Annotated in this window: 17 protein-coding genes; 13 read left to right on the top strand and 4 right to left on the bottom strand. The window is 53.9% G+C overall.

Annotation, left to right across the window (positions count from 1 at the left end; genetic code table 11):
* The first annotated feature begins 35 nt into the window (after positions 1 to 35).
* The 4 genes from I2B62_RS17375 to I2B62_RS17360 all read left to right on the top strand — a co-directional run bounded on the left by I2B62_RS17375 (position 36) and on the right by I2B62_RS17360 (position 3,544).
* Complete coding sequence (locus tag I2B62_RS17375; protein WP_195270302.1) at positions 36 to 845, top strand: ZIP family metal transporter; 810 nt, start codon at positions 36 to 38, stop codon at positions 843 to 845.
* A gap of 14 nt (positions 846 to 859) precedes the next feature.
* On the top strand, positions 860 to 1,687 hold the full coding sequence (locus I2B62_RS17370; RefSeq protein WP_195270301.1) for a deoxyribonuclease IV: 828 nt from the start codon (positions 860 to 862) through the stop codon (positions 1,685 to 1,687).
* A gap of 195 nt (positions 1,688 to 1,882) precedes the next feature.
* A complete protein-coding gene (locus tag I2B62_RS17365; protein ID WP_195270395.1) occupies positions 1,883 to 2,791 on the top strand; it encodes a cation diffusion facilitator family transporter in 909 nt (302 codons plus the stop codon).
* A 93-nt stretch (positions 2,792 to 2,884) separates the two neighbouring features.
* A complete protein-coding gene (locus I2B62_RS17360; protein WP_195270300.1) occupies positions 2,885 to 3,544 on the top strand; it encodes an alpha/beta hydrolase in 660 nt (219 codons plus the stop codon).
* A gap of 26 nt (positions 3,545 to 3,570) precedes the next feature.
* On the opposite strand, the gene I2B62_RS17355 is transcribed toward I2B62_RS17360, so the two are convergent.
* Positions 3,571 to 4,083: an ECF transporter S component gene (locus I2B62_RS17355; RefSeq protein ID WP_195270299.1), complete on the bottom strand. Its 513-nt coding sequence runs from the start codon at positions 4,081 to 4,083 to the stop codon at positions 3,571 to 3,573.
* Between the two features lie 134 nt (positions 4,084 to 4,217).
* Here I2B62_RS17355 and I2B62_RS17350 point away from each other — a divergent pair, with 134 nt between their 5' ends.
* Entirely contained in the window at positions 4,218 to 5,165 is a 948-nt protein-coding gene (locus tag I2B62_RS17350) for an ROK family protein (RefSeq protein WP_195270298.1), read from the top strand.
* Positions 5,166 to 5,325: 160 nt separating this feature from the next.
* Positions 5,326 to 5,490 carry a rubredoxin gene (gene rd, locus I2B62_RS17345; RefSeq protein WP_195270297.1) on the top strand — a complete coding sequence of 55 codons (165 nt, stop codon included), beginning with the start codon at positions 5,326 to 5,328 and terminating at the stop codon, positions 5,488 to 5,490.
* Between the two features lie 87 nt (positions 5,491 to 5,577).
* Here the strand turns inward: rd and I2B62_RS17340 are convergent, their stop codons facing one another.
* Both I2B62_RS17340 and I2B62_RS17335 read right to left on the bottom strand, forming a co-directional pair.
* Positions 5,578 to 6,021, bottom strand: a complete 444-nt coding sequence (locus I2B62_RS17340) for a MerR family transcriptional regulator (protein ID WP_195270296.1) — start codon at positions 6,019 to 6,021, stop codon at positions 5,578 to 5,580.
* 1,223 nt (positions 6,022 to 7,244) lie between these two features.
* On the bottom strand, positions 7,245 to 7,949 hold the full coding sequence (locus I2B62_RS17335) for a DUF554 domain-containing protein (protein WP_207736063.1): 705 nt from the start codon (positions 7,947 to 7,949) through the stop codon (positions 7,245 to 7,247).
* Positions 7,950 to 8,099: 150 nt separating this feature from the next.
* On the opposite strand from I2B62_RS17335, the gene I2B62_RS17330 reads away from it, so the two are divergent.
* Genes I2B62_RS17330 through I2B62_RS17320 form a run of 3 tightly spaced genes read left to right on the top strand, consistent with a single transcriptional unit; the run spans position 8,100 to position 13,340 of the window.
* Positions 8,100 to 9,647, top strand: coding sequence for an exopolyphosphatase (locus I2B62_RS17330; RefSeq protein ID WP_243259591.1), 1,548 nt, complete (start codon positions 8,100 to 8,102; stop codon positions 9,645 to 9,647).
* Positions 9,644 to 11,761 carry an RNA degradosome polyphosphate kinase gene (locus tag I2B62_RS17325; RefSeq protein ID WP_195270294.1) on the top strand — a complete coding sequence of 706 codons (2,118 nt, stop codon included), beginning with the start codon at positions 9,644 to 9,646 and terminating at the stop codon, positions 11,759 to 11,761. Before I2B62_RS17330 ends, I2B62_RS17325 begins: the two co-directional genes overlap by 4 nt.
* 49 nt (positions 11,762 to 11,810) lie before the next feature.
* A complete protein-coding gene (locus tag I2B62_RS17320) occupies positions 11,811 to 13,340 on the top strand; it encodes a Ppx/GppA phosphatase family protein (RefSeq protein WP_195270293.1) in 1,530 nt (509 codons plus the stop codon).
* An 87-nt stretch (positions 13,341 to 13,427) separates the two neighbouring features.
* Here the strand turns inward: I2B62_RS17320 and I2B62_RS17315 are convergent, their stop codons facing one another.
* Entirely contained in the window at positions 13,428 to 14,378 is a 951-nt protein-coding gene (locus I2B62_RS17315; protein WP_195270292.1) for an alpha/beta hydrolase, read from the bottom strand.
* 132 nt (positions 14,379 to 14,510) lie between these two features.
* On the opposite strand from I2B62_RS17315, the gene I2B62_RS17310 reads away from it, so the two are divergent.
* The 4 genes from I2B62_RS17310 (at position 14,511) to I2B62_RS17295 (ending at position 17,925) form a co-directional block, all read left to right on the top strand.
* On the top strand, positions 14,511 to 14,990 hold the full coding sequence (locus tag I2B62_RS17310) for a YbhB/YbcL family Raf kinase inhibitor-like protein (protein WP_195270291.1): 480 nt from the start codon (positions 14,511 to 14,513) through the stop codon (positions 14,988 to 14,990).
* A gap of 473 nt (positions 14,991 to 15,463) precedes the next feature.
* Entirely contained in the window at positions 15,464 to 15,868 is a 405-nt protein-coding gene (locus I2B62_RS17305; RefSeq protein ID WP_195270290.1) for a hypothetical protein, read from the top strand.
* A gap of 130 nt (positions 15,869 to 15,998) precedes the next feature.
* Positions 15,999 to 16,952: a glycosyltransferase family 2 protein gene (locus I2B62_RS17300; protein WP_195270289.1), complete on the top strand. Its 954-nt coding sequence runs from the start codon at positions 15,999 to 16,001 to the stop codon at positions 16,950 to 16,952.
* Positions 16,953 to 17,118: 166 nt separating this feature from the next.
* Complete coding sequence (locus tag I2B62_RS17295) at positions 17,119 to 17,925, top strand: metallophosphoesterase (protein WP_195270288.1); 807 nt, start codon at positions 17,119 to 17,121, stop codon at positions 17,923 to 17,925.
* Positions 17,926 to 17,975 lie beyond the last annotated feature (50 nt).

Raw genomic sequence — 17,975 nt, 5'->3', positions numbered from 1 at the left:
AATGACTATAAATGATGTAAAGACAGGAGGAGAATATGGAAATTTTGAACAGTATTCCTCCGGTGGGCCAGGCTCTGGTCGCCGGGATTTTCACCTGGGGTTTAACGGCCCTGGGCGCTGCGATGGTCTTTTTCTTTAAGGAGATTAACAAAAAGGTATTAAACGCCATGCTGGGTTTTGCCGCGGGCGTTATGATCGCGGCCAGCTTCTGGTCGCTGCTGGCGCCGTCCATCGAGATGGCGGAGGGCGGCCCGGTACCGCCCTATGTGCCGGCGGTAGTTGGCTTTCTGGGCGGCGGCGCGTTTTTATGGTGTGTGGATAAGCTTCTGCCGCATATTCACCAGGGAACCGGCCATCAGGAGGGTATTCACACCTCCTGGCAGCGCAGCGTGCTGCTGGTCTTAGCCATCACCTTCCACAATATTCCTGAAGGGCTGGCGGTCGGGGTGGCCTTTGGCGGCCTGGCCTCGGGCAATGAATACATGACCCTGGCCGGGGCCATCTCGCTGGCTCTGGGGATCGGGCTCCAGAACTTCCCGGAAGGGGCGGCGGTGTCCATCCCGCTCCGCCGGGAGAATATGAGCCGGTTCAAATCCTTTATGTACGGCCAGGCCTCCGGGCTGGTGGAGCCGGTCTCTGCGGTTATCGGCGCGGCAGCGGTGGTCTTTATCAACCCGATCCTGCCTTACGCGCTGGCCTTTGCCGCGGGTGCGATGATTTACGTAGTGGCAGAGGAATTGATTCCCGAATCCCAGCTGGGTCATGACGGCGAGGGCGATGTCGCCACCATTGGTGTGATGGTCGGCTTTGCGGTCATGATGCTCATGGACGTAGCCCTGGGCTGAGAAAGGACACAGTGATGATTCATATAGGACCGCATATTTCAATTGCCAAGGGGTTTACCGCCGCCGGAAAGGACGCGGTATCCATCGGGGCAGATACCTTTCAGTTTTTTACCAGGAATCCGAGGGGAGGCAACGCCAAGGCCATTGACCCCAGTGACGCGGACGGCCTTCGGCAGATCATGGAGGCCAACGATTTCGGGCCACTGCTGGCCCACGCGCCCTATACGCTCAACATGGCCTCTGCCACACAGGCGACCCGGGATTTCGCGGAGCGCGCCTTCCGGGAGGATTTGGAGCGTCTGGACCAGCTGCCCTGCCAGCTCTATAATTTTCATCCCGGTAGCCATGTGGGCCAGGGACCGGAAAAGGGCATTGAGCTGATTCTGGATATTCTCAACCGCAATATGAAGCCGGACCAGAAGACCATTGTGCTGCTGGAGGCCATGTCGGGTAAAGGCAGCGAGGTCGGCCGCGACTTTGAGCAGCTACGGGCCATCATCGACGGCGTGGAGCTCAAGGATAAAATCGGGGTCTGCATTGACACCTGCCACATCTATTCAGCCGGGTATGACATTGTCAATGACCTGGACGGCGTCATCGGGGAATTTGACCGGGTGGTGGGCCTGGATTATCTTAAGGCCATGCACCTGAACGACAGCCTGACGCCCTTTGCCAGCCATAAGGACCGCCACGAGAAAATCGGCTTTGGCAGCATAGGGGTGGACACCTTTATCGCCATTGTGAAGCATCCGCTGCTCCGGGATAAGCCCTTTTTCCTGGAGACACCCCAGGAAAAATTCGCAGATTACGCCAAGGAGATTGAGCTGCTCCAAAATGTGTAAAGCTTAAAAAAGGCCTGAAGTACAAAACCGTGTATTTCAGGTCTTTTCTTGCCTTAAATTCAAAACATCCTTGACGCGGGTCCGGTTTTTATTTATACTAAAAACATGTAATATAGAATGAATCTATTTTAGTTAAGGGGTATTAACTTTGTCATGCAAGTGAAAGAAGGGGCATCTGTGAGAAATATTGAAGAAATGGAATATACCGAGAACAGCAACAAAAAAATCGCCATGCGCGTGTCTGTCATCTCGATTTTTGTTAACCTCGGTTTATCGGTTTTTAAATTCATCGCCGGGATTTTAGCCAATTCCGGCGCCATGATTTCCGACGCGGTGCACTCGGCGTCAGATGTGCTCAGCACCTTTGTGGTCATTATCGGGGTCAATATCTCAGGCCAGAAGGCCGACCACGAGCATCAGTACGGGCATGACCGGCTGGAGTGTGTGGCGGCGATCCTGCTGGCGGCAATCCTCTTTGCCACCGGCGTGGGCATCGGCTGGACCGGGATCGAAAAGATCATGGACGCTGAGAGCCACGCCCTGGAGATACCGGGTATACTGGCCCTGGTGGCGGCCCTGGTCTCCATTGTGGTCAAGGAGTGGATGTACTGGTTTACCCGCGCCGCAGCCAACAAGATTAACTCCAGCGCCCTGAAGGCAGACGCCTGGCACCACCGTTCCGACGCGCTGTCCTCCATCGGCAGCTTGATCGGGATTGCCGGCGCGCGCATGGGCTTCCCGATTCTGGACCCCATCGCGGCGGTAGTCATCGCCCTGCTGGTCATCAAGGCAGCCTATGATATCGGAAAGGACAGCATCAGCAAAATGCTGGACAGCTCCATCGACGAGAAAACCGAAAGGGAAATCCGCGGGCTGATCATGGAGCAGGATGGCGTCAAGCGGATCGACGACCTTAAATCCCGGACCTTCGCGTCTAAATTTTATGTGGATCTGGAAATTGCCGTTGACGGGGAGCTGAAGCTGGTCGAGGCCCACGCCATCGCCGAGAATGTGCACGATGTGCTGGAGGCGGCCTACCCGGCCCTCAAGCACTGTATGATCCATGTCAACCCCTACGGGCAGGAAAAAACCGAACATGAATAGCGGGAGCGCCTGGTTTTCTTAAAACGAGAACAGGCGCTTTTCTTTTGTCCCGAAATCGTATAAAATAAGGGATAAAATGACCGGAGGTAGAAAATGAAACAGCGAATTGGAGACATTGAGCTCTACTACGAAAAAGAAGGGGAGGGCCAGCCCCTGATCCTGATTCACGGCAACGGCGAGGATCATGGGATTTTTGATAAAATTGTGGGGCCGCTGAGCGCGGATTTTACCGTCTATGCCCTGGATTCCAGAGGACACGGGAGCAGCACCCCGGTGGATACTTTTGACTACCGTGAAATGGCGGAGGACGTCCGCGGCTTTATCCAGGCGCTGGGGCTTGAGAAGCCTGCGGTCTACGGCTTCAGCGACGGCGGAATCATCGGCCTGATGCTGGCCTGTAAGTACCCGGAGCTGCTCTCTGCGCTGGTGATCAGCGGGGCCAACACCACGCCGGATGGGCTGAAGCAGGTCTGGCTGGATAAATTCCGCCGCGCCTACGAGCGCACCGGCAGGGACAGCATTAAAATGATGCTGGAGCAGCCCAATCTTTCCAAGGCGGACCTGGCCAAAATCAGGATCCCCGTTCTGGTGACGGCCGGAAGCGACGATATGATCGAAGACGACCATACCCGCTATATCGCGGACTCCATTTCAGACAGCCGCCTTCAGATTTACGAGGGCGAAACCCACGAAAGCTATGTGGAGCATAACCCCATGATGGCCGCGGTGATCCGCGATTTTCTGCAGGAATAAAAAAAGCCCCCAATCTGGGGCTTTTTTTATTCCTGCGTAAATCGGCCCTTCAGCGCCTTCTCAAAGGCCAGGTACAGCAGCGCGGCGATGACCACGTTGACGGTGGAGGCGATGAGCAGGGGCAGCAGCATGGGAATCACAAAGCCCATGACAGAGGGAGAGATGCCGAGGAGCACGGCCAGAACGCCGGACAGGAAGGTCATGACCACACCGTTGATCAGAATGGCGGTGACCGAAGCCACAACCAGGTTGGTCTTTTTGTTGATCCAGGCATAGGCGTAGCAGGCGCCGGCCATGCAGACCGCCACCAGCAGGTGCATGGGCAGCCCCATGGGGAAGCCGGAAAGGGCGGCGGAAAAAAGATGTCCCAGCGCGCCGATTAAGGCGCCGATGGGGCCGCCGAGCATCAGCGCGCCGAAATAGGCTGGCAGGGCGTCTAAGGCGACACTGCCGAATATTTTGACAAGGGAGCCTAAATAGGATAAGGCGATGAGCAGTGCGGTAAAAACAAGGGTTTTCGTGTTCAGTTGATTCTTCATGAGGTCCTCCGGTTGCATTAAGATAAATGAATTGCGGAAGTTATTATAACGCAGAAACTGTGGAATGTAAAGCGTGATGAACTTAAGGGTATAAAATGCTATAATAAGAATAAAAAATGGAGGAGCGACAGAGCATGAATATCGGAATAGATGTCGGCGGCACCAATCTGGTAGCCGGCCTGATTGGCGGCAGCGGCGAGGTGCTGGTCAAGAAAAAACAGCCCACAGGGGCAAGGGACGGCTATGAGGCGGTTCTCGGGCGGATTGAGGCATTGATTGGGCAGGTGAAGGCAGAGATGAAGGGGGAGTCCCCCGCGAATGTGGGCATTGGTGTGCCTGGAATCGTCTCTGCGGACGGAAAAACCGTGGTGTCCTGCCCAAACCTGTTCTGGGAAAACAAGCCTTTAAAAGGCGATTTAGAGGAAAAAACAGGACTGCCGGTTTATTTGGCCAACGACGCCACCGTGGCCGGGATCGCGGAGAACCGCTTTGGCAGCAGCCGGGGCTGCCGGGACGCGGTTATGTTCACCCTGGGCACCGGCGTGGGCGGCAGTGTGATTGCGGGCGGCAGAATCATCAGCGGCGCCCACGGCGTGGCTTCAGAGTTTGGGCATATGATCGTTGGCGAGGGGCTTTACCGCTGCAACTGCGGCAAGATGGGCTGCCTGGAGACCTATTCTTCCGCCACGGCGGTGATCTGGTTGGCGAAAAAGCGCATTGAGCAGGGGCGTGAAACGGAGATTTTGTCCCTGGCCGGGGGCGACCCGGAGGCTGTGAACGCGGAGATGGTCATCGACGCGGCCAAAAACGGCGACGCAGTGGGGCTTGAATGCTTTGACTCACTGGTGGACCACCTGGCCATTGCCATCTCCAACCTCGTCGACGTTCTGGATCCTGAGCTCTGTGTTCTGGGCGGCGGTGTGGCCCACGCGGGTTCTTTTCTGCTGGAGGCGGTGCAGAAATCCACCGCGGAAAAGATCACCTATAAAAGCCTGGTGAAGCCGGAGATTGTCCTGGCCACCTTACAGAATGACGCGGGCCTGGTGGGGGCCTCCTGCATTAAGGAATATTTGTACGATTAAGAAAAGACCTTGCAATTAAAGAAAAAGCTTGCAAAATAGGATGGAGTTGATTATGATAGGGGAAGTGAATTTAAAATTTTCCTTCTTATTAATATAATAATAAGTTAAAAAAGTGTTAATGCGCTGTTAAAATAAGAAGGACCGTCAAGGAGGCACGATCATGCAGAAGTATGAATGTGAAATTTGTGAGTATGTCTATGATCCGGAATTAGGTGATCCGGAAAACGGCGTTGCTCCAGGCACCCCGTTCGAAAATCTGCCGGATGACTGGTTTTGTCCCACCTGTGGTGTGGATAAGGATGCTTTTAAACCAGCGGCAAAATAAGTACAAAGAATGCAGAAAAAGAAAAAAGGGCTCTGTTTGGAGAGCCCAGTGATGATGGTCAAAAGCATGCCGGTGATCCGGCATTTTTTATTTTTTGGCGTTCTCCGCCGCAGAGGAGCCCACTCTTTCCTTACGGTCCGCTTCATTTTCACGGCTGCGGGCCTCATAGATGGCGCAGGCCTCGTCATAGAACTGGATACGGTGCTCAACCATCTCCAGGTTTTTTTCCAGCTCCTCAATCTTTTTAAGCAGGCGGACCCGGTGGTCGATGAAGATCTGCCGCCTGGTTTCAAGGGTGGAGGTGCCCTCCAGAAACAGGTCGATGTATTCCTTGATTTCCTTCAGCGGCATGCCGGTATCCTTCAGACAGCAGATGGTCGACAGCCATTCCAGGTCGGCGTCGGTAAACTGGCGGATTCCCGTCTCGCTGCGCTCCACAAAGGGGAGCAGGCCTTCCTTGTCATAATAACGGAGGGTATAGATGCTGAGCCCGGTTTTTTCAGACACTTCTTTGATCGTATAGGTGTTCATAAACGCCTCTCCTTTCCATCAAACAGCTGTTTTCTCCTTATAGGTATACCCTAAAAAGACGCTGAAGTCAATAATTTCTCCCGAAAACACTAGAGTAAACTCTAGTGTTTTCGTTTAAAAAATTGTCCTTTCGGAAATACAATGCAAAACCTTAAAAAATTCTTAGTAAAAAAGAATCGTTCTAATTTACGGTCCATAAAAATTGTTCGAGAATCAGAACATTGGAAAGCACTGTATTTAGCTGATGTAAACGACCTGTCAGAAAATGGTTAAATTCACCACAACCTGTGTGGGTTTTACCGGGATGATAAATAAAAATAAAACCATAAAAAGGTATTGACCTAGAGTATGCTCTAGGGTCTAAAATTATAACCAAGTTAAGGGAAACACCCAAGACAAACAAGAAAGAAGGTCATAACAATGATGTACTACAATCCAAGAAGAGCATTGCTGTTAGAACTTAAAAAAGTTGTAGAAGAATCAAATTAGTCCGTTTTTGGTAACTTGTTAGATTGATATAAGAAAATAAAAAATTGAAGAAAGAGGTCAAAACGATGATGTACTACAATCCAATGAAAAAATTACTTGAAAAATTAGAACGCGGAGCAAAAGCTTCCAAATAAAGAACATACAGAAAATACAATAAAGTAAAAAGGAGGTCAGCAAAATGATGTATTACAACCCAATCCGTAAATTATTAGAAAAAGCATCCCGTTAATCAAGATAAACTGGCGAATGATTCGCTTTACATAAAATAAAGAGTAAAGAAAGAGGTAAAAATTATGATGTATTACAATCCAATCCGTAAATTATTAGAAGAAATCGAGCTGGCGGAAAAATCCGCAAAATAACCGGCATCACCGCTAAGCATAAAACTAAAAAAGAAAAGGGAGGTACTCAAAATGATGTACTATAATCCATTAAGAAAATTATACTCTGAATTAGAAGAATCCGCTGAATAACAGCGTGTCATTAAAGGACATCAGGAGGTATATAAAATGTTTGTATTTGGCAAGGAAAATAAACACAGTGTGGGAGCACCCTGCGGGTTCTGCTGCAGCACTGATAAATAGACAACAGCAATAACCGTAAAACTCAGAAGAAGTCACTAATCCGACTCCTCATCCCTCATATCAATAGACTCATAAACATATCTAAAGAGCAAAGCGGACAGGCAATCCCCCCCCTTAATATGACCTGTCCGTTTTGCTTTTTTTGTTTTTTTACAGTGAAATCCCAAAGCAGCCCATGAGCCAGAGCAGCAAAATGGGTATAAAGATAGCAGGGATCAGATTGCCGAGCCTGAGGGACTTGATTTCCAGCAGGTTGATGCCAATGCCCATGATGAGCACGCCGCCCACTGCGTTCATCTCTGTGATCATAGGCTCGGTCAAAAAGACCTTGATGTAACCGGCGGCCAGGGTGATGGCGCCCTGGTAGATGAGCACCGGGACCGCGGCGAACAGGACGCCGACGCCCATGGTGGAGGCGAAGATAATGGCGAAGATGCCGTCCAGCAGCGCCTTGGTGACAAGAATGGTGTAGGTGCCGGAAATCCCGCCCTCGATGGCGCCCATGATCGCCATGGAGCCGGTGCAGTACAAGAGGGACGCGGTGACAAAGCCCTGGGCGAAGCTGCTGTTTTCGCCGCCCTCAAACCGCTGTTCGAGCCGGCCGCCAAGGCTGTTGAGGTGGCCCTCGATGTTTAAAATTTCGCCGATCACAGCTCCGAGGGCCAGGGAGATCAGAACGATCAGAAAATTTTCAGTCTGAATGCCCATGGAGATGCCCAGCATCATGATGCCCAGGCTGAGCCCGTGGGTGATGGTGGTGCTGATGCGGTCAGGCAGTCCCTTTCTGAAAAGAAGTCCTAAAAAACCGCCCACTAAGATGGCGGTGACGTTGATGATGGTACCGAGCACAGACATGCCCTCCTTTACAAGAATGCTTTAAAGCGTTTGTTCTATAAATTCTATCATAACCAGCGAAACGAAAAAAGAAATTTTTTCAAAGATTTAACATTCGAAAAAGCTTCGTATGCTATAATATTAAATAAAAACGAAAGAGGTGAAACCTCCTTGATTAAACGATTTGCAGCGATTTATATCGGTTCCAGCAAATGTGAGCTGGTGGTCGGCCAGCGCGGCAAGGGAACCATCAATATTCTGGACCGCGCGGTCTACCCCATTGACTTTGGCGAGCAGAGCTTTGCCAGCGGTAAAATATCCTTCAGCTCGGTCTACGCCCTGTGCCGGATCATCGGCGAATACATAGAGATTGCGAAGGCTTCTGCCGCCGAGGAGATTGAAATCGTAGCCACCGCTGCGCTGCGGGAGGCGGAGAACCGCATCTACCTGCTGGAGCAGATAAGAACCTACACCGGCGGCTACCGGGTGCATCTGCTGGAAAAGGAAGACGAGATTGAGCTGATCTACCGCTACATGCTGCTCAAATGCGAGGATTTTCTGACCGAGGAGCGGGTGCAGGAGGAGACCATGCTCTGCTCCATCTCCAGCGGCAACATTGCCCTGGCCCTGATGAATGGCGGCCTTATCGACTATTACCAGACCCTGGAAATGGGGTATCTGAAGATCCGCGAGGTGCTGCGGGCCATTGAGGAGGAAACCGGGAATTTTGAAAACCTGCTCTCGGATTTTTTCGCCATCAACCTGCACACCGTGACCGATAACATCCACAAGCGGAAGATCAAAAACCTGGTGGTCACCTCCCATGACGCCGAGATCATCGCCCGCTTCTGCGGCATGGAGGCTGGGAGCGACTATTACCGGATCAGCCGGGAGCGTTTTGTGGAGCTGCACAGCAGCCTTAAGGGCCTGACCTCCGGACAGCTGCAGCGGAAATATCCTGAACTGAACCTGTTTGAGGCCGAGACCATGCGGCATACCCTGATGTTTTATCTGAAGCTGCTGGACGATACCAAAATGGACGAGATCGTCCTGGTGCAGCTGAGTCTCTGCGACGCCATGGTCGATTTTAAATTCAACCTGACCAAGGACCAGCGCCTTCGGGAGTGGATCGAGGAGAGCAGCTACAGCTCGGCCCGGATGCTGGGGAAAAAGTACCATGTGGACAGCCGGCACGCCGAGACGGTTGAGAAGCTGGCGCTTAAGCTCTTTGACTTTCTGAAAAAGCGTTACCAGCTGGATAAAAACGCGCGCCGGCTGCTACGCCTGACGGCTGAGCTTCTGGATGTGGGCCGTTACGTGGGCGGGCAGAACAGCGTGCCCATGAACCGCGTGATCATCGAGAAGGCTGACATCATCGGGGTGAGCGCCGCTGAACGGCGGCTCATCGGCGCTGTGGCGGACTGTGTCCGGACCATCCCCTTTGACGAGTCCCTGCTGGACAGCACCATGTCGGCCGCGGAGCAGCTGACAGTCTCCTGCCTCACGGCCATTCTCAAGCTGGCCACGGCCTTAGACAAGAGCCACAAGCAGAAGATCAGCAAAATACAGTGCCGGATCGAGGAGCGGGAGTTTATTATCACTGCGGTTACCAGCAAGAACGTACAGCTGGAGAGCTATTTCTTTAACAGCAGCAAGCTGGCCATGCGCAAGGTTTTTGGCCTGAAGCCGGTGTTAAAAATCAAGAGGGAAAAAATATGAAAGAAAATTTATACATCAACCGAGAGCGGAGCTGGCTGGATTTCAATTACCGGGTTTTGGAGGAGGCCTATGACAAGACCAACATGATCATGGACCGGTTGAAATTTCTGGCCATTACCGCCTCCAACCTGGACGAGTTTTTCATGGTGCGGATCGCGGGCCTCATGGACCAGGTCAACGTTGGCTACAACAAAAAAGGCCTGGACGGCAAAACCCCCACCGAGCAGTTGGCAGAGATCAACACCATCACCCAGGAGATGATGAAGCGCCAGTACAACTGCCTGCTGAAATCCCTGGTGCCGGAGTTAAACCAGAACCGCATCTTTTTTGTAGAATATGAGAACCTGACGAACGAGGAGCGGGAATACGCCGACGACTATTTCAGGGAAACCTGTTACCCAGTGCTCACCCCCCAGGCCATTGACAACAGCCGGCCCTTCCCTTTGGTCAAGAACAACCAGGTCTACCTCTGTGTTCAGCTTTCAGACACCCTGGAGGACAAAAAGAAAAAGAAGAAGGACAGCAGGGAGGACGAGGAATACATGGCGATTCTGGAGATCCCCAAGGTGCTGGACCGCATCATCGCCCTGCCCCGGACCGACCGGGAGGCGCCCTACCGCTATATCTTTATCGAGAACATCATCATCCACAACGCCGGACAGCTTTTTACCGGCTATGACGTCAAGCATGTGTCCGAGTTCCGCATCACCCGGAACGGCGACCTCGCCATCGACGAGGACGAGGCCGAGGATTTGCTCATCGAGATCGAAAAATCCATTCAACAGCGCAAATGGGGCGCCTGTATCAAGCTGGAGATCACAAAGGCCATGAGCAAAAAGGCCCGGAAAAAGCTCATCGAGGAGCTGGAAGTCTCAGATACGGACGTCTATGAGCTCAAGGGCCAGCTGGACCTCACCTGCTTTATGAAATTCCAGGGACGTCCGGAATTTGACGAGCTGCGCGAGCCGGTCTATAAGCCTCTGCCGTCCAGAGATTTTTACGGCCAGGAGGATATTTTTGAGGTGATCCGGGCAAAGGACCGTCTGCTGCACCATCCCTACCAGTCCTTTGACACCGTGGTCGATTTTGTAAGAAGGGCGGCGGCCGACCCGGACGTGCTGGCCATCAAGCAGACCCTTTACCGCGTGAGCGGGGACTCGCCCATTATCGCGGCCCTTATCGAGGCGGCCCAGAACGGCAAGCAGGTCACGGTGCTGGTTGAGCTGAAGGCCCGGTTCGACGAGGCCAACAACATCGTCTGGGCCAAGAAGCTGGAGCGCGCAGGCTGCCATGTCATCTACGGTCTGGTGGGCCTCAAGATCCACTGCAAGATGATTCTGGTGGTGCGCAAGGAGGAGGACGGCATCCGCCGCTACGTGCACCTGGGCACCGGCAACTACAACGACGTGACCGCCCGGCTCTACACCGACATTGGTATGCTCACCGCCAAGGAGAGCTACGGCTCGGACGTGTCCACCCTGTTTAACGTGCTGTCCGGCTACAGCCATTATACCCTGTGGAAAAAGCTGGAGGTAGCGCCCACCACCATGCGGGACGCCTTTAACCGTTACATTGACCGGGAAATCGAGAACGTGAAGCTGGGGGTAAGAGGGCTGATCATCGCCAAGATGAACTCCCTCATCGACGACCAGATCGTGGAAAAGCTGTATGAGGCCTCCCAGGCTGGTGTGGAGATCAAACTGGTCGTCCGGGGCATGTGCTCTCTGATTCCGGGGATACGGGGCGTGAGCGAGAACATCACCGTCCACAGCATTGTGGGCACCTTCCTGGAGCACAGCCGTATCTACTATTTCTATAATCAGGGCAAGGAGGATATCTACCTCTCCAGCGCGGACTGGATGCAGCGGAACCTGAACCGCCGCATCGAGACCCTGTTCCCGGTGGAGGATCCGGATTTGAAGGCTGAGCTGAAGCATATTCTGGACATCACCCTGCGCGATACCATCAAAACCCGTGTGATGACCGAGACCGGCGAATATATCCGGGTTGACAAACGGGGCAAGGAACTGTTAAGCTGTCAGCAGTACTTCTGCGAGGAGGCCGAGCAGCAGTTTGAGAAGGCCAGGCTCGCGCTGCGGCTGAAGGCCGAGTAGCGGCCATTTTAAAGCTGAGACAAAAGATAAAAAGAGAAGAGGGAGAGCGATGGATAAAAGTATCGGAGTCATTGATATTGGCTCAAACAGTGTGCATCTGGTGGTGGGGGAATACCATAACAACGAGTATTTTCACATTATTGACGATGTCAAGGTGAACGTGCGTCTGTGCGAGGGCCTGTCGGAAACCGGCTGCCTGCGGGAGGACCGCATGGCGCTGGGGGAACAGACCCTCATGATGTTTAAAAATATGTGCGATACCTACAAGCTGGACAAGGTGATCGCCGTGGCCACCGCAGCGGTGCGCAAGGCCAAAAACGGGCAGGTGTTCGTCGACCTCATCAAAAAAACCACGGGCATCGCCATTGAGATTATCCCCGGCGAGACCGAGGCGGCCATGGACTATCTGGGCGCCATCAACACCATTGACATCCGCGACGCCCTGCTCATGGATATCGGCGGGGGCAGCGTAGAGTTTGTGCTGATCCGTGACCGGAAGATGGCGGACGCGGTGAGCCTGCCCTTTGGCTCCATCGACCTGACGGAAAAATTCGGGCTGGAGGATGTGGCCACCCCGGGCAAGCTGGAGCGGTTGCACGCCTTTTTAGAGGACGCCTTCTCAAAGGTCGCGCTGTTTGAAAAGGCCCGGGGGCTGCCTGTGCTGGGCGTGGGCGGCACCATAAGAAACATTGGCCGTATCCACCGGCGGGTAGTCGATTATCCGCTGGAGATCGCTCACAATTACCGCATGTGCGAGGACGAGGTCGCGAAGATCTGCCACATGACCGCTAAGATGAACCTGGAGGAACGCAAAAACCTCAAGGGCCTGTCCAAGGGCCGCACCGACATTTTTGTGGGCGCCAGCCAGGCGGTTTACAAAGTTATGCAGACCATTTTCTCACCCGAGCTGATCATCTCTGACGCCGGCCTGCGGGACGGCCTGATCTTCCAGCATTTTGGCAATGGCCCGGAGGACCTGGTTCACAATATTTTTGACAATTCCCTGGTCAACACCATGCTCAACTACGACGTCAACATTCCCCACGCCTACCACGTGTACGGCCTGTCCGTCAAGCTGTTTGAGCAGCTCGCGCCTCTGCACGGCATTGAGGAGGATGTGTCCCGGATGATGAAGACCAGCGCCATGCTCCATGACGTGGGCATCAAGATTCAGTACAGCAACCACCACGAGCACAGCTTTTACCTGATTCTGAACTCCGGCCTCGAGGGGCTTCTGCAGAAGGAGCTGCTCATGAGCGCCTTTATCGCCCTGAACCACCGGACCAACAAGAAGGTCAAGGTCGAGGCGGAGTACACGACCCTGCTGTGCGAGGCGGACAAACGTCTCATCGACAAGCTCAGCCTCTTTCTCCAGATCGCCGAGTATCTGGACCGCAGCATGGACGGCATTGTGAAGGACCTTGACTGCAACATCAAGGAGGACGTGGTGGAAATGATGGTTTTGACCACCACCCATTCCGTCTTTGCGGATATGATCATCTCCGAGTGCGGCAAGAAATTTAAGCGTGTGCTGGGCCGGGAGCTCACCATTAAGAATAAGGTCATCGCCGCCGTGTAAAACGAACATGACGGAGGATACAAAAAATACCGAAAAGTCTTGAGCTGTGACTTTTCGGTATTTTTTGTATCTGGAGCCGGGGGCCGCTTAATTTTTAAGGATGGCGGTCATGGCGGCTTTGAAAGCCTGGGGATCGTCGAGCATGGGGCTGTGGCCGGCGTCCTTGATGAGAAATTCCTTTTTGGCCGGGGCCGTGAGGGCGTCCAGGTATTTGCGGGACGCGTCCGCCGGGGTGGTCAGGTCCCGGTCACCGGTGATCAGATAGACAGGCACGTTGTAATGGAGGCTGTAATCGTACAGGGAAAAATTGGCCACAGAGATCAGCAGCGCGGTGTTGATTTTATTGCTCTGGAGCATACCGAGCACGTCGGAGGGCTTGAAAACCGGGCTTTTGAGCACCGTGCCCACTACGGTAGCGCCCTTGGTGTCCGGGAAGTATTTCTGCTTTAAGGCGCTGATTTTGGTCATTTTGCGGAGCATGGCCTCGTCAAAGGGGCGTTCGGGGTAAGGGCCGATGCGGCGCAGTTTCTGGATGTCCCGGCTGTTGCCGGAGCGGATCACGACGCGCTTGAGCGCGTCATAGCCAGCCTGTTCGTTTTCGACCACGTCCACCAGCTGGCCCACGCCGATATAGGCGGCGACGTTTTCGGGATGCTCCAGGGCGTACAGGGCGCCGAGCACCGTACCCCAGGAATGTCCGAGGATAAAGAGCTTTTCCTTGTGGTACTGCCGCTTCAGGGCTTCGACTGTTTCGTGCAGGTCGGCCTTGAGGTTTTCGAGGTCGGGCGCAGCGCCGGGATTGCGCATAAAGGTCTTGCCGGTTCCGCGCTGGTCGTAGTGGACCACGGTGCAGAGATCGGAGAAGATGGCCTCCATCACGTAGGCAAAATAGGCCTCGGAGGAGCCGGGTCCGCCGTGGACAAAGAGCAGAACTGGCAGCTCGGGCGGGGCGGTGTAGTGGAGGGTGTACTCCTCAATACCGCCGACCGCAATGTATTCTTCTGTGAAATTATCGGGAATGGGTGCTTTCTTTTTCATGATGGCCTCCTTTGGGATTAGTATTAGTGTACCCCAGAACCGGGGCAAAGAAAAGTAAATTCAGGTTTATAAAAGAAAATAAAAAGCAATGCGGCGTATAATAGGGGCATCAAAGGATTGGAGGACAGAAAAATGGAAGCACTAAAGCTGAGCAGCAGAGATTTCGAGGCCGGAGGCTGGATTCCCCAAAAAAATTCGGCCAGAGGCGAGGACCGCTCCCCCTCCCTGACCCTGGAGGGGATCGCGCCCGGGGCCAGGTCGCTGGCCATCACCCTGGACGACGCATCCCATCCGCTGTTTAAGAACTACAACCACTGGGTCATCTGGAACCTGCCCGTGCAGGCCGAGATTCCGGGCGGCATACCAGCGGGCAGCATCGTGGACAGCCTGGGCGGCGCGGTGCAGGGCATGGCCTACGGAAGGCATGCCTACAAGGGGCCGAAGCCTCCGTTTAAAGCCATCCACACCTATACCTTTACCGCCTATGTGCTGGATTGTGAGGTCAGCCTGCCGCCGGAAAGCCACCGGGCAGAGCTGCTGGCTGTCATGGAGGGGCACATTCTGCAAAAGGCCACCCTCTCGGGGAAATTCCAGAGCCGGCGCAGGGAATAGCGTGAGCAGCGGTACAAAGAATGCAGAAAAGTCCGGAGAACACAGGAGTCAGCTTTACCGGCAGTATAAAATTTAGTATTTTAAATAAAGAGATTGCGCAAAAGGCGAAAGCAGTTTATAATAAAGGGTAGAAAACTGAATAGAAAATGCGGCATCCGGAAAAGTGTTCGCACCACTAATCCGGCTTGCGCAAGGTGAAGACCCACCGTACACAACGGCCCAAGGAGGCACGTACCGCATTACTTATTATAGATGATCTGAGTTCCAAAAACAAGGGATTCGACCAACTATTTAAGTAGGCTTTTGTTTGTGTTAGCATTTTTAAGAAGAAGAATCTTTTTAGCTGTGTATGGGGGACGTCTGCCCTGCACAGCTTTTTTATTTGGACTTTCTGAGAACAGCGGGAAAGCAGGCCTTTTCCGCTGTCTGCTTATTTATCATTGCTGGATGATAAGGATGGGAGGTGCCAGTAAATGAAAAAAGACCGATCCCCGGGTTTTTCCCGCAAGGGAGAAAAATATTATGCCAGGGGAAGTTTTTTTGACGAAGATAAAACCTTTGATGGCCGCCTGGTGCGCGTTGAGCGCCGCGTGGCCCGTGACCCCGGCGTGCCGGACTCCAAGCGGCTCTACAGCTTTCATACCTTTGTGATCCAAAAAGGCGCGAAAACCCGGACCTATGTCTTTAAAGGCGTGAAGGAGATCGACCTGACCGGCTATTATCAGGAGGGCGAGCGGGTCCGGCACCATTACGGCCATGAGATTCCCGAAAAGTACGACAAGTCCGAGGAGTCGGAGGTGGTCTGTATCGTGTGCGGTGAGCTGATCAGCTGTCAGCGGAGCATCTGCCCTTACTGCGGCAGTGTTCTTTTAAAATAATAAGATACAGAAAATGCGGAAAAGTCAGGAAATGCGCCTTTTCCGCATTTTTTTTGGTCAAAAATTAAAGCCATTTGAGGGGATGTTCATGTTATAATGAATAAAAAGTAACTTGGAAAGGAAGAATGTCATGGGTTTAATCACCATCGTGGTCCCCTGTTATAATGAGGAAGCAGTACTTCCGGCCTTTTATTCAGCCGTCTGTCAGGCCCTTGCGTCCTTTCCGGCGTCCGAGACCTTTGAGCTTCTGTTTGTGGACGACGGCTCCGCCGACCGCACCCTGTCCCTGATCCGCGGCTTCGCAGAGCAGGACAGCCGGGTGCGCTACCTGTCCTTCTCCCGCAATTTTGGCAAGGAGGCCGCCATCTACGCGGGGCTTCAACACGCCCGTGGAAGCCTGGTGGCCCTGATGGACGCCGATCTGCAGGACCCGCCGGATTATCTGCTCAGGATGTACCGCGCCATTGCAGCAGAGGGCTATGACTGTGCGGCGGCCAGGCGGGTGAGCCGCAAGGGCGAGCCGAAAATCCGCTCCTTTCTGGCCAGACGCTTCTACGGGATCATGCACAAAATCGGGAGCGCCGATATTGTGGACGGCGCCCGGGATTACCGCATGATGACAAGGCCGGTCGTCGACGCCATCCTCAGCGTGACCGAGTACAACCGGTTTTCAAAGGGCATCTTCAGCTGGGTGGGCTTTAAGACCAAATGGCTGGAGTACGAAAACATCGAGCGCGCCGCCGGAGAGACCAAGTGGTCGGTCTGGAAGCTGTTCAAATACTCGGTGGAGGGCATCACCGCTTTTTCCGTGGCCCCTCTGGCCCTGGCCTCCTTCGGAGGAATGGCCCTGTGCGGCGTGGCTGTTATCGCCATTCTGTTCATCATTATCCGCCAGCTGCTCTACGGCGGCTCCGCCTTTGGCTGGCCCTCCCTGGCCTGCATCGTCATCTTCATCGGCGGCATCCAGCTGCTCTGCGTAGGCATTCTGGGCCAGTACCTGGCCAAAACCTACCTGGAGGTCAAGGAGCGCCCGGTTTATATTGTGCGGGAAGCGTCCGGAGAAAAGGACGTGAAACAGGGCTGAAAATCATGCAGCCCCGTCCGCCGGTCTTTTGAATAATTTAAGCATCATCCGTTACAATAAGCTTCATATGACATACCAAAAATGCCAAAAAGTCCTAAAAAAGGCTTTTCGGCATTTTTTGTACCTTATCTGTGAGAAATGATGACCTGAAAGGATTTGATAAGTAATGAAAAAAGCAATCGTGACAGTGCTGGGCGGCCTTGGCCTGCTGGCGGCCTACAGCGTACTGGTGGAACCGAACCGCCTGGCGGTCCGCAGGCATGCCGTGGGCAGCGGGCAGAAACGCCTGCGGGTGGTCCAGCTGACCGATATCCACATCGGCCCTTTTTATTCCAGGCGCAGGGTGGCCCGCCTGGTGCGCCGTGTCAACCGGCTCTCGCCCGACGTGGTGGTGTTTACCGGTGACCTGTATGACCGCTTCATCCGCTACCGGCGGGAGGACGCAGCCGAGCCTCTGGCCGGGCTTCAGGCGCCTCTGGGCAAATTTGCGGTCTGGGGCAACCACGACTGTACCAAGATGGCAAGATGGTACGCGCCGGTGCTGGAGCGGGCAGGCTTTACCCTGCTGGAAAATGAGGCCGTGATCCTGCCGGCCGGGCAGGGCCGGACTCTGGCCATCGGCGGCACCGATGATCTGCTTTACGGCGAGCCCGATGTTCAACAAACCGCCCGAGGCACAGCGGGCAGTGATTACAGAATCATTCTCATGCACGAGCCCGACGGCGCAGACCGCCTGAAAGGGACCGGGGTGGACCTGATCCTCTCCGGGCACACCCACGGCGGCCAGATCCGCCTGCCCCTGCTGCCGACCGTCACCACCGACCTCGGAAAAAAGTATATCCGCGGCTTTTACACCATCGACCCCGAAAACAGCACGGCCCTGTACGTCAGCCAGGGCATCGGCTGTACCCAGATCCCGGCCCGCCTGGGCGCTGTGCCGGAGATCGCTGTTTTTGATATTCAGATACCGTAAAAAAACAGCCCACCGCTTCGATGGGCTGTCCTGCGCGCTTTGGGCTTCTG

It is taken from the genome of Eubacterium sp. 1001713B170207_170306_E7 (assembly GCF_015547515.1).
In the GTDB taxonomy this organism is placed as follows: domain Bacteria; phylum Bacillota; class Clostridia; order Eubacteriales; family Eubacteriaceae; genus Eubacterium.
Note: the sequence above shows the minus strand (reverse complement) of the source record. Positions and strands in the feature narration are given on the sequence as shown.

Coding starts and splice junctions, on each gene's coding strand:
- I2B62_RS17365 (WP_195270395.1), top strand. CDS start 1,883: ATGGAATATACCGAGAACAGCAACAAAAAAATCGCCATGCGCGTGTCT.
- I2B62_RS17375 (WP_195270302.1), top strand. CDS start 36: ATGGAAATTTTGAACAGTATTCCTCCGGTGGGCCAGGCTCTGGTCGCC.
- I2B62_RS17300 (WP_195270289.1), top strand. CDS start 15,999: ATGGGTTTAATCACCATCGTGGTCCCCTGTTATAATGAGGAAGCAGTA.
- I2B62_RS17310 (WP_195270291.1), top strand. CDS start 14,511: ATGGAAGCACTAAAGCTGAGCAGCAGAGATTTCGAGGCCGGAGGCTGG.
- rd (WP_195270297.1), top strand. CDS start 5,326: ATGCAGAAGTATGAATGTGAAATTTGTGAGTATGTCTATGATCCGGAA.
- I2B62_RS17315 (WP_195270292.1), bottom strand. CDS start 14,378: ATGAAAAAGAAAGCACCCATTCCCGATAATTTCACAGAAGAATACATT.
- I2B62_RS17360 (WP_195270300.1), top strand. CDS start 2,885: ATGAAACAGCGAATTGGAGACATTGAGCTCTACTACGAAAAAGAAGGG.
- I2B62_RS17350 (WP_195270298.1), top strand. CDS start 4,218: ATGAATATCGGAATAGATGTCGGCGGCACCAATCTGGTAGCCGGCCTG.
- I2B62_RS17305 (WP_195270290.1), top strand. CDS start 15,464: ATGAAAAAAGACCGATCCCCGGGTTTTTCCCGCAAGGGAGAAAAATAT.
- I2B62_RS17325 (WP_195270294.1), top strand. CDS start 9,644: ATGAAAGAAAATTTATACATCAACCGAGAGCGGAGCTGGCTGGATTTC.
- I2B62_RS17355 (WP_195270299.1), bottom strand. CDS start 4,083: ATGAAGAATCAACTGAACACGAAAACCCTTGTTTTTACCGCACTGCTC.
- I2B62_RS17320 (WP_195270293.1), top strand. CDS start 11,811: ATGGATAAAAGTATCGGAGTCATTGATATTGGCTCAAACAGTGTGCAT.
- I2B62_RS17370 (WP_195270301.1), top strand. CDS start 860: ATGATTCATATAGGACCGCATATTTCAATTGCCAAGGGGTTTACCGCC.
- I2B62_RS17340 (WP_195270296.1), bottom strand. CDS start 6,021: ATGAACACCTATACGATCAAAGAAGTGTCTGAAAAAACCGGGCTCAGC.
- I2B62_RS17335 (WP_207736063.1), bottom strand. CDS start 7,949: ATGTCTGTGCTCGGTACCATCATCAACGTCACCGCCATCTTAGTGGGC.
- I2B62_RS17295 (WP_195270288.1), top strand. CDS start 17,119: ATGAAAAAAGCAATCGTGACAGTGCTGGGCGGCCTTGGCCTGCTGGCG.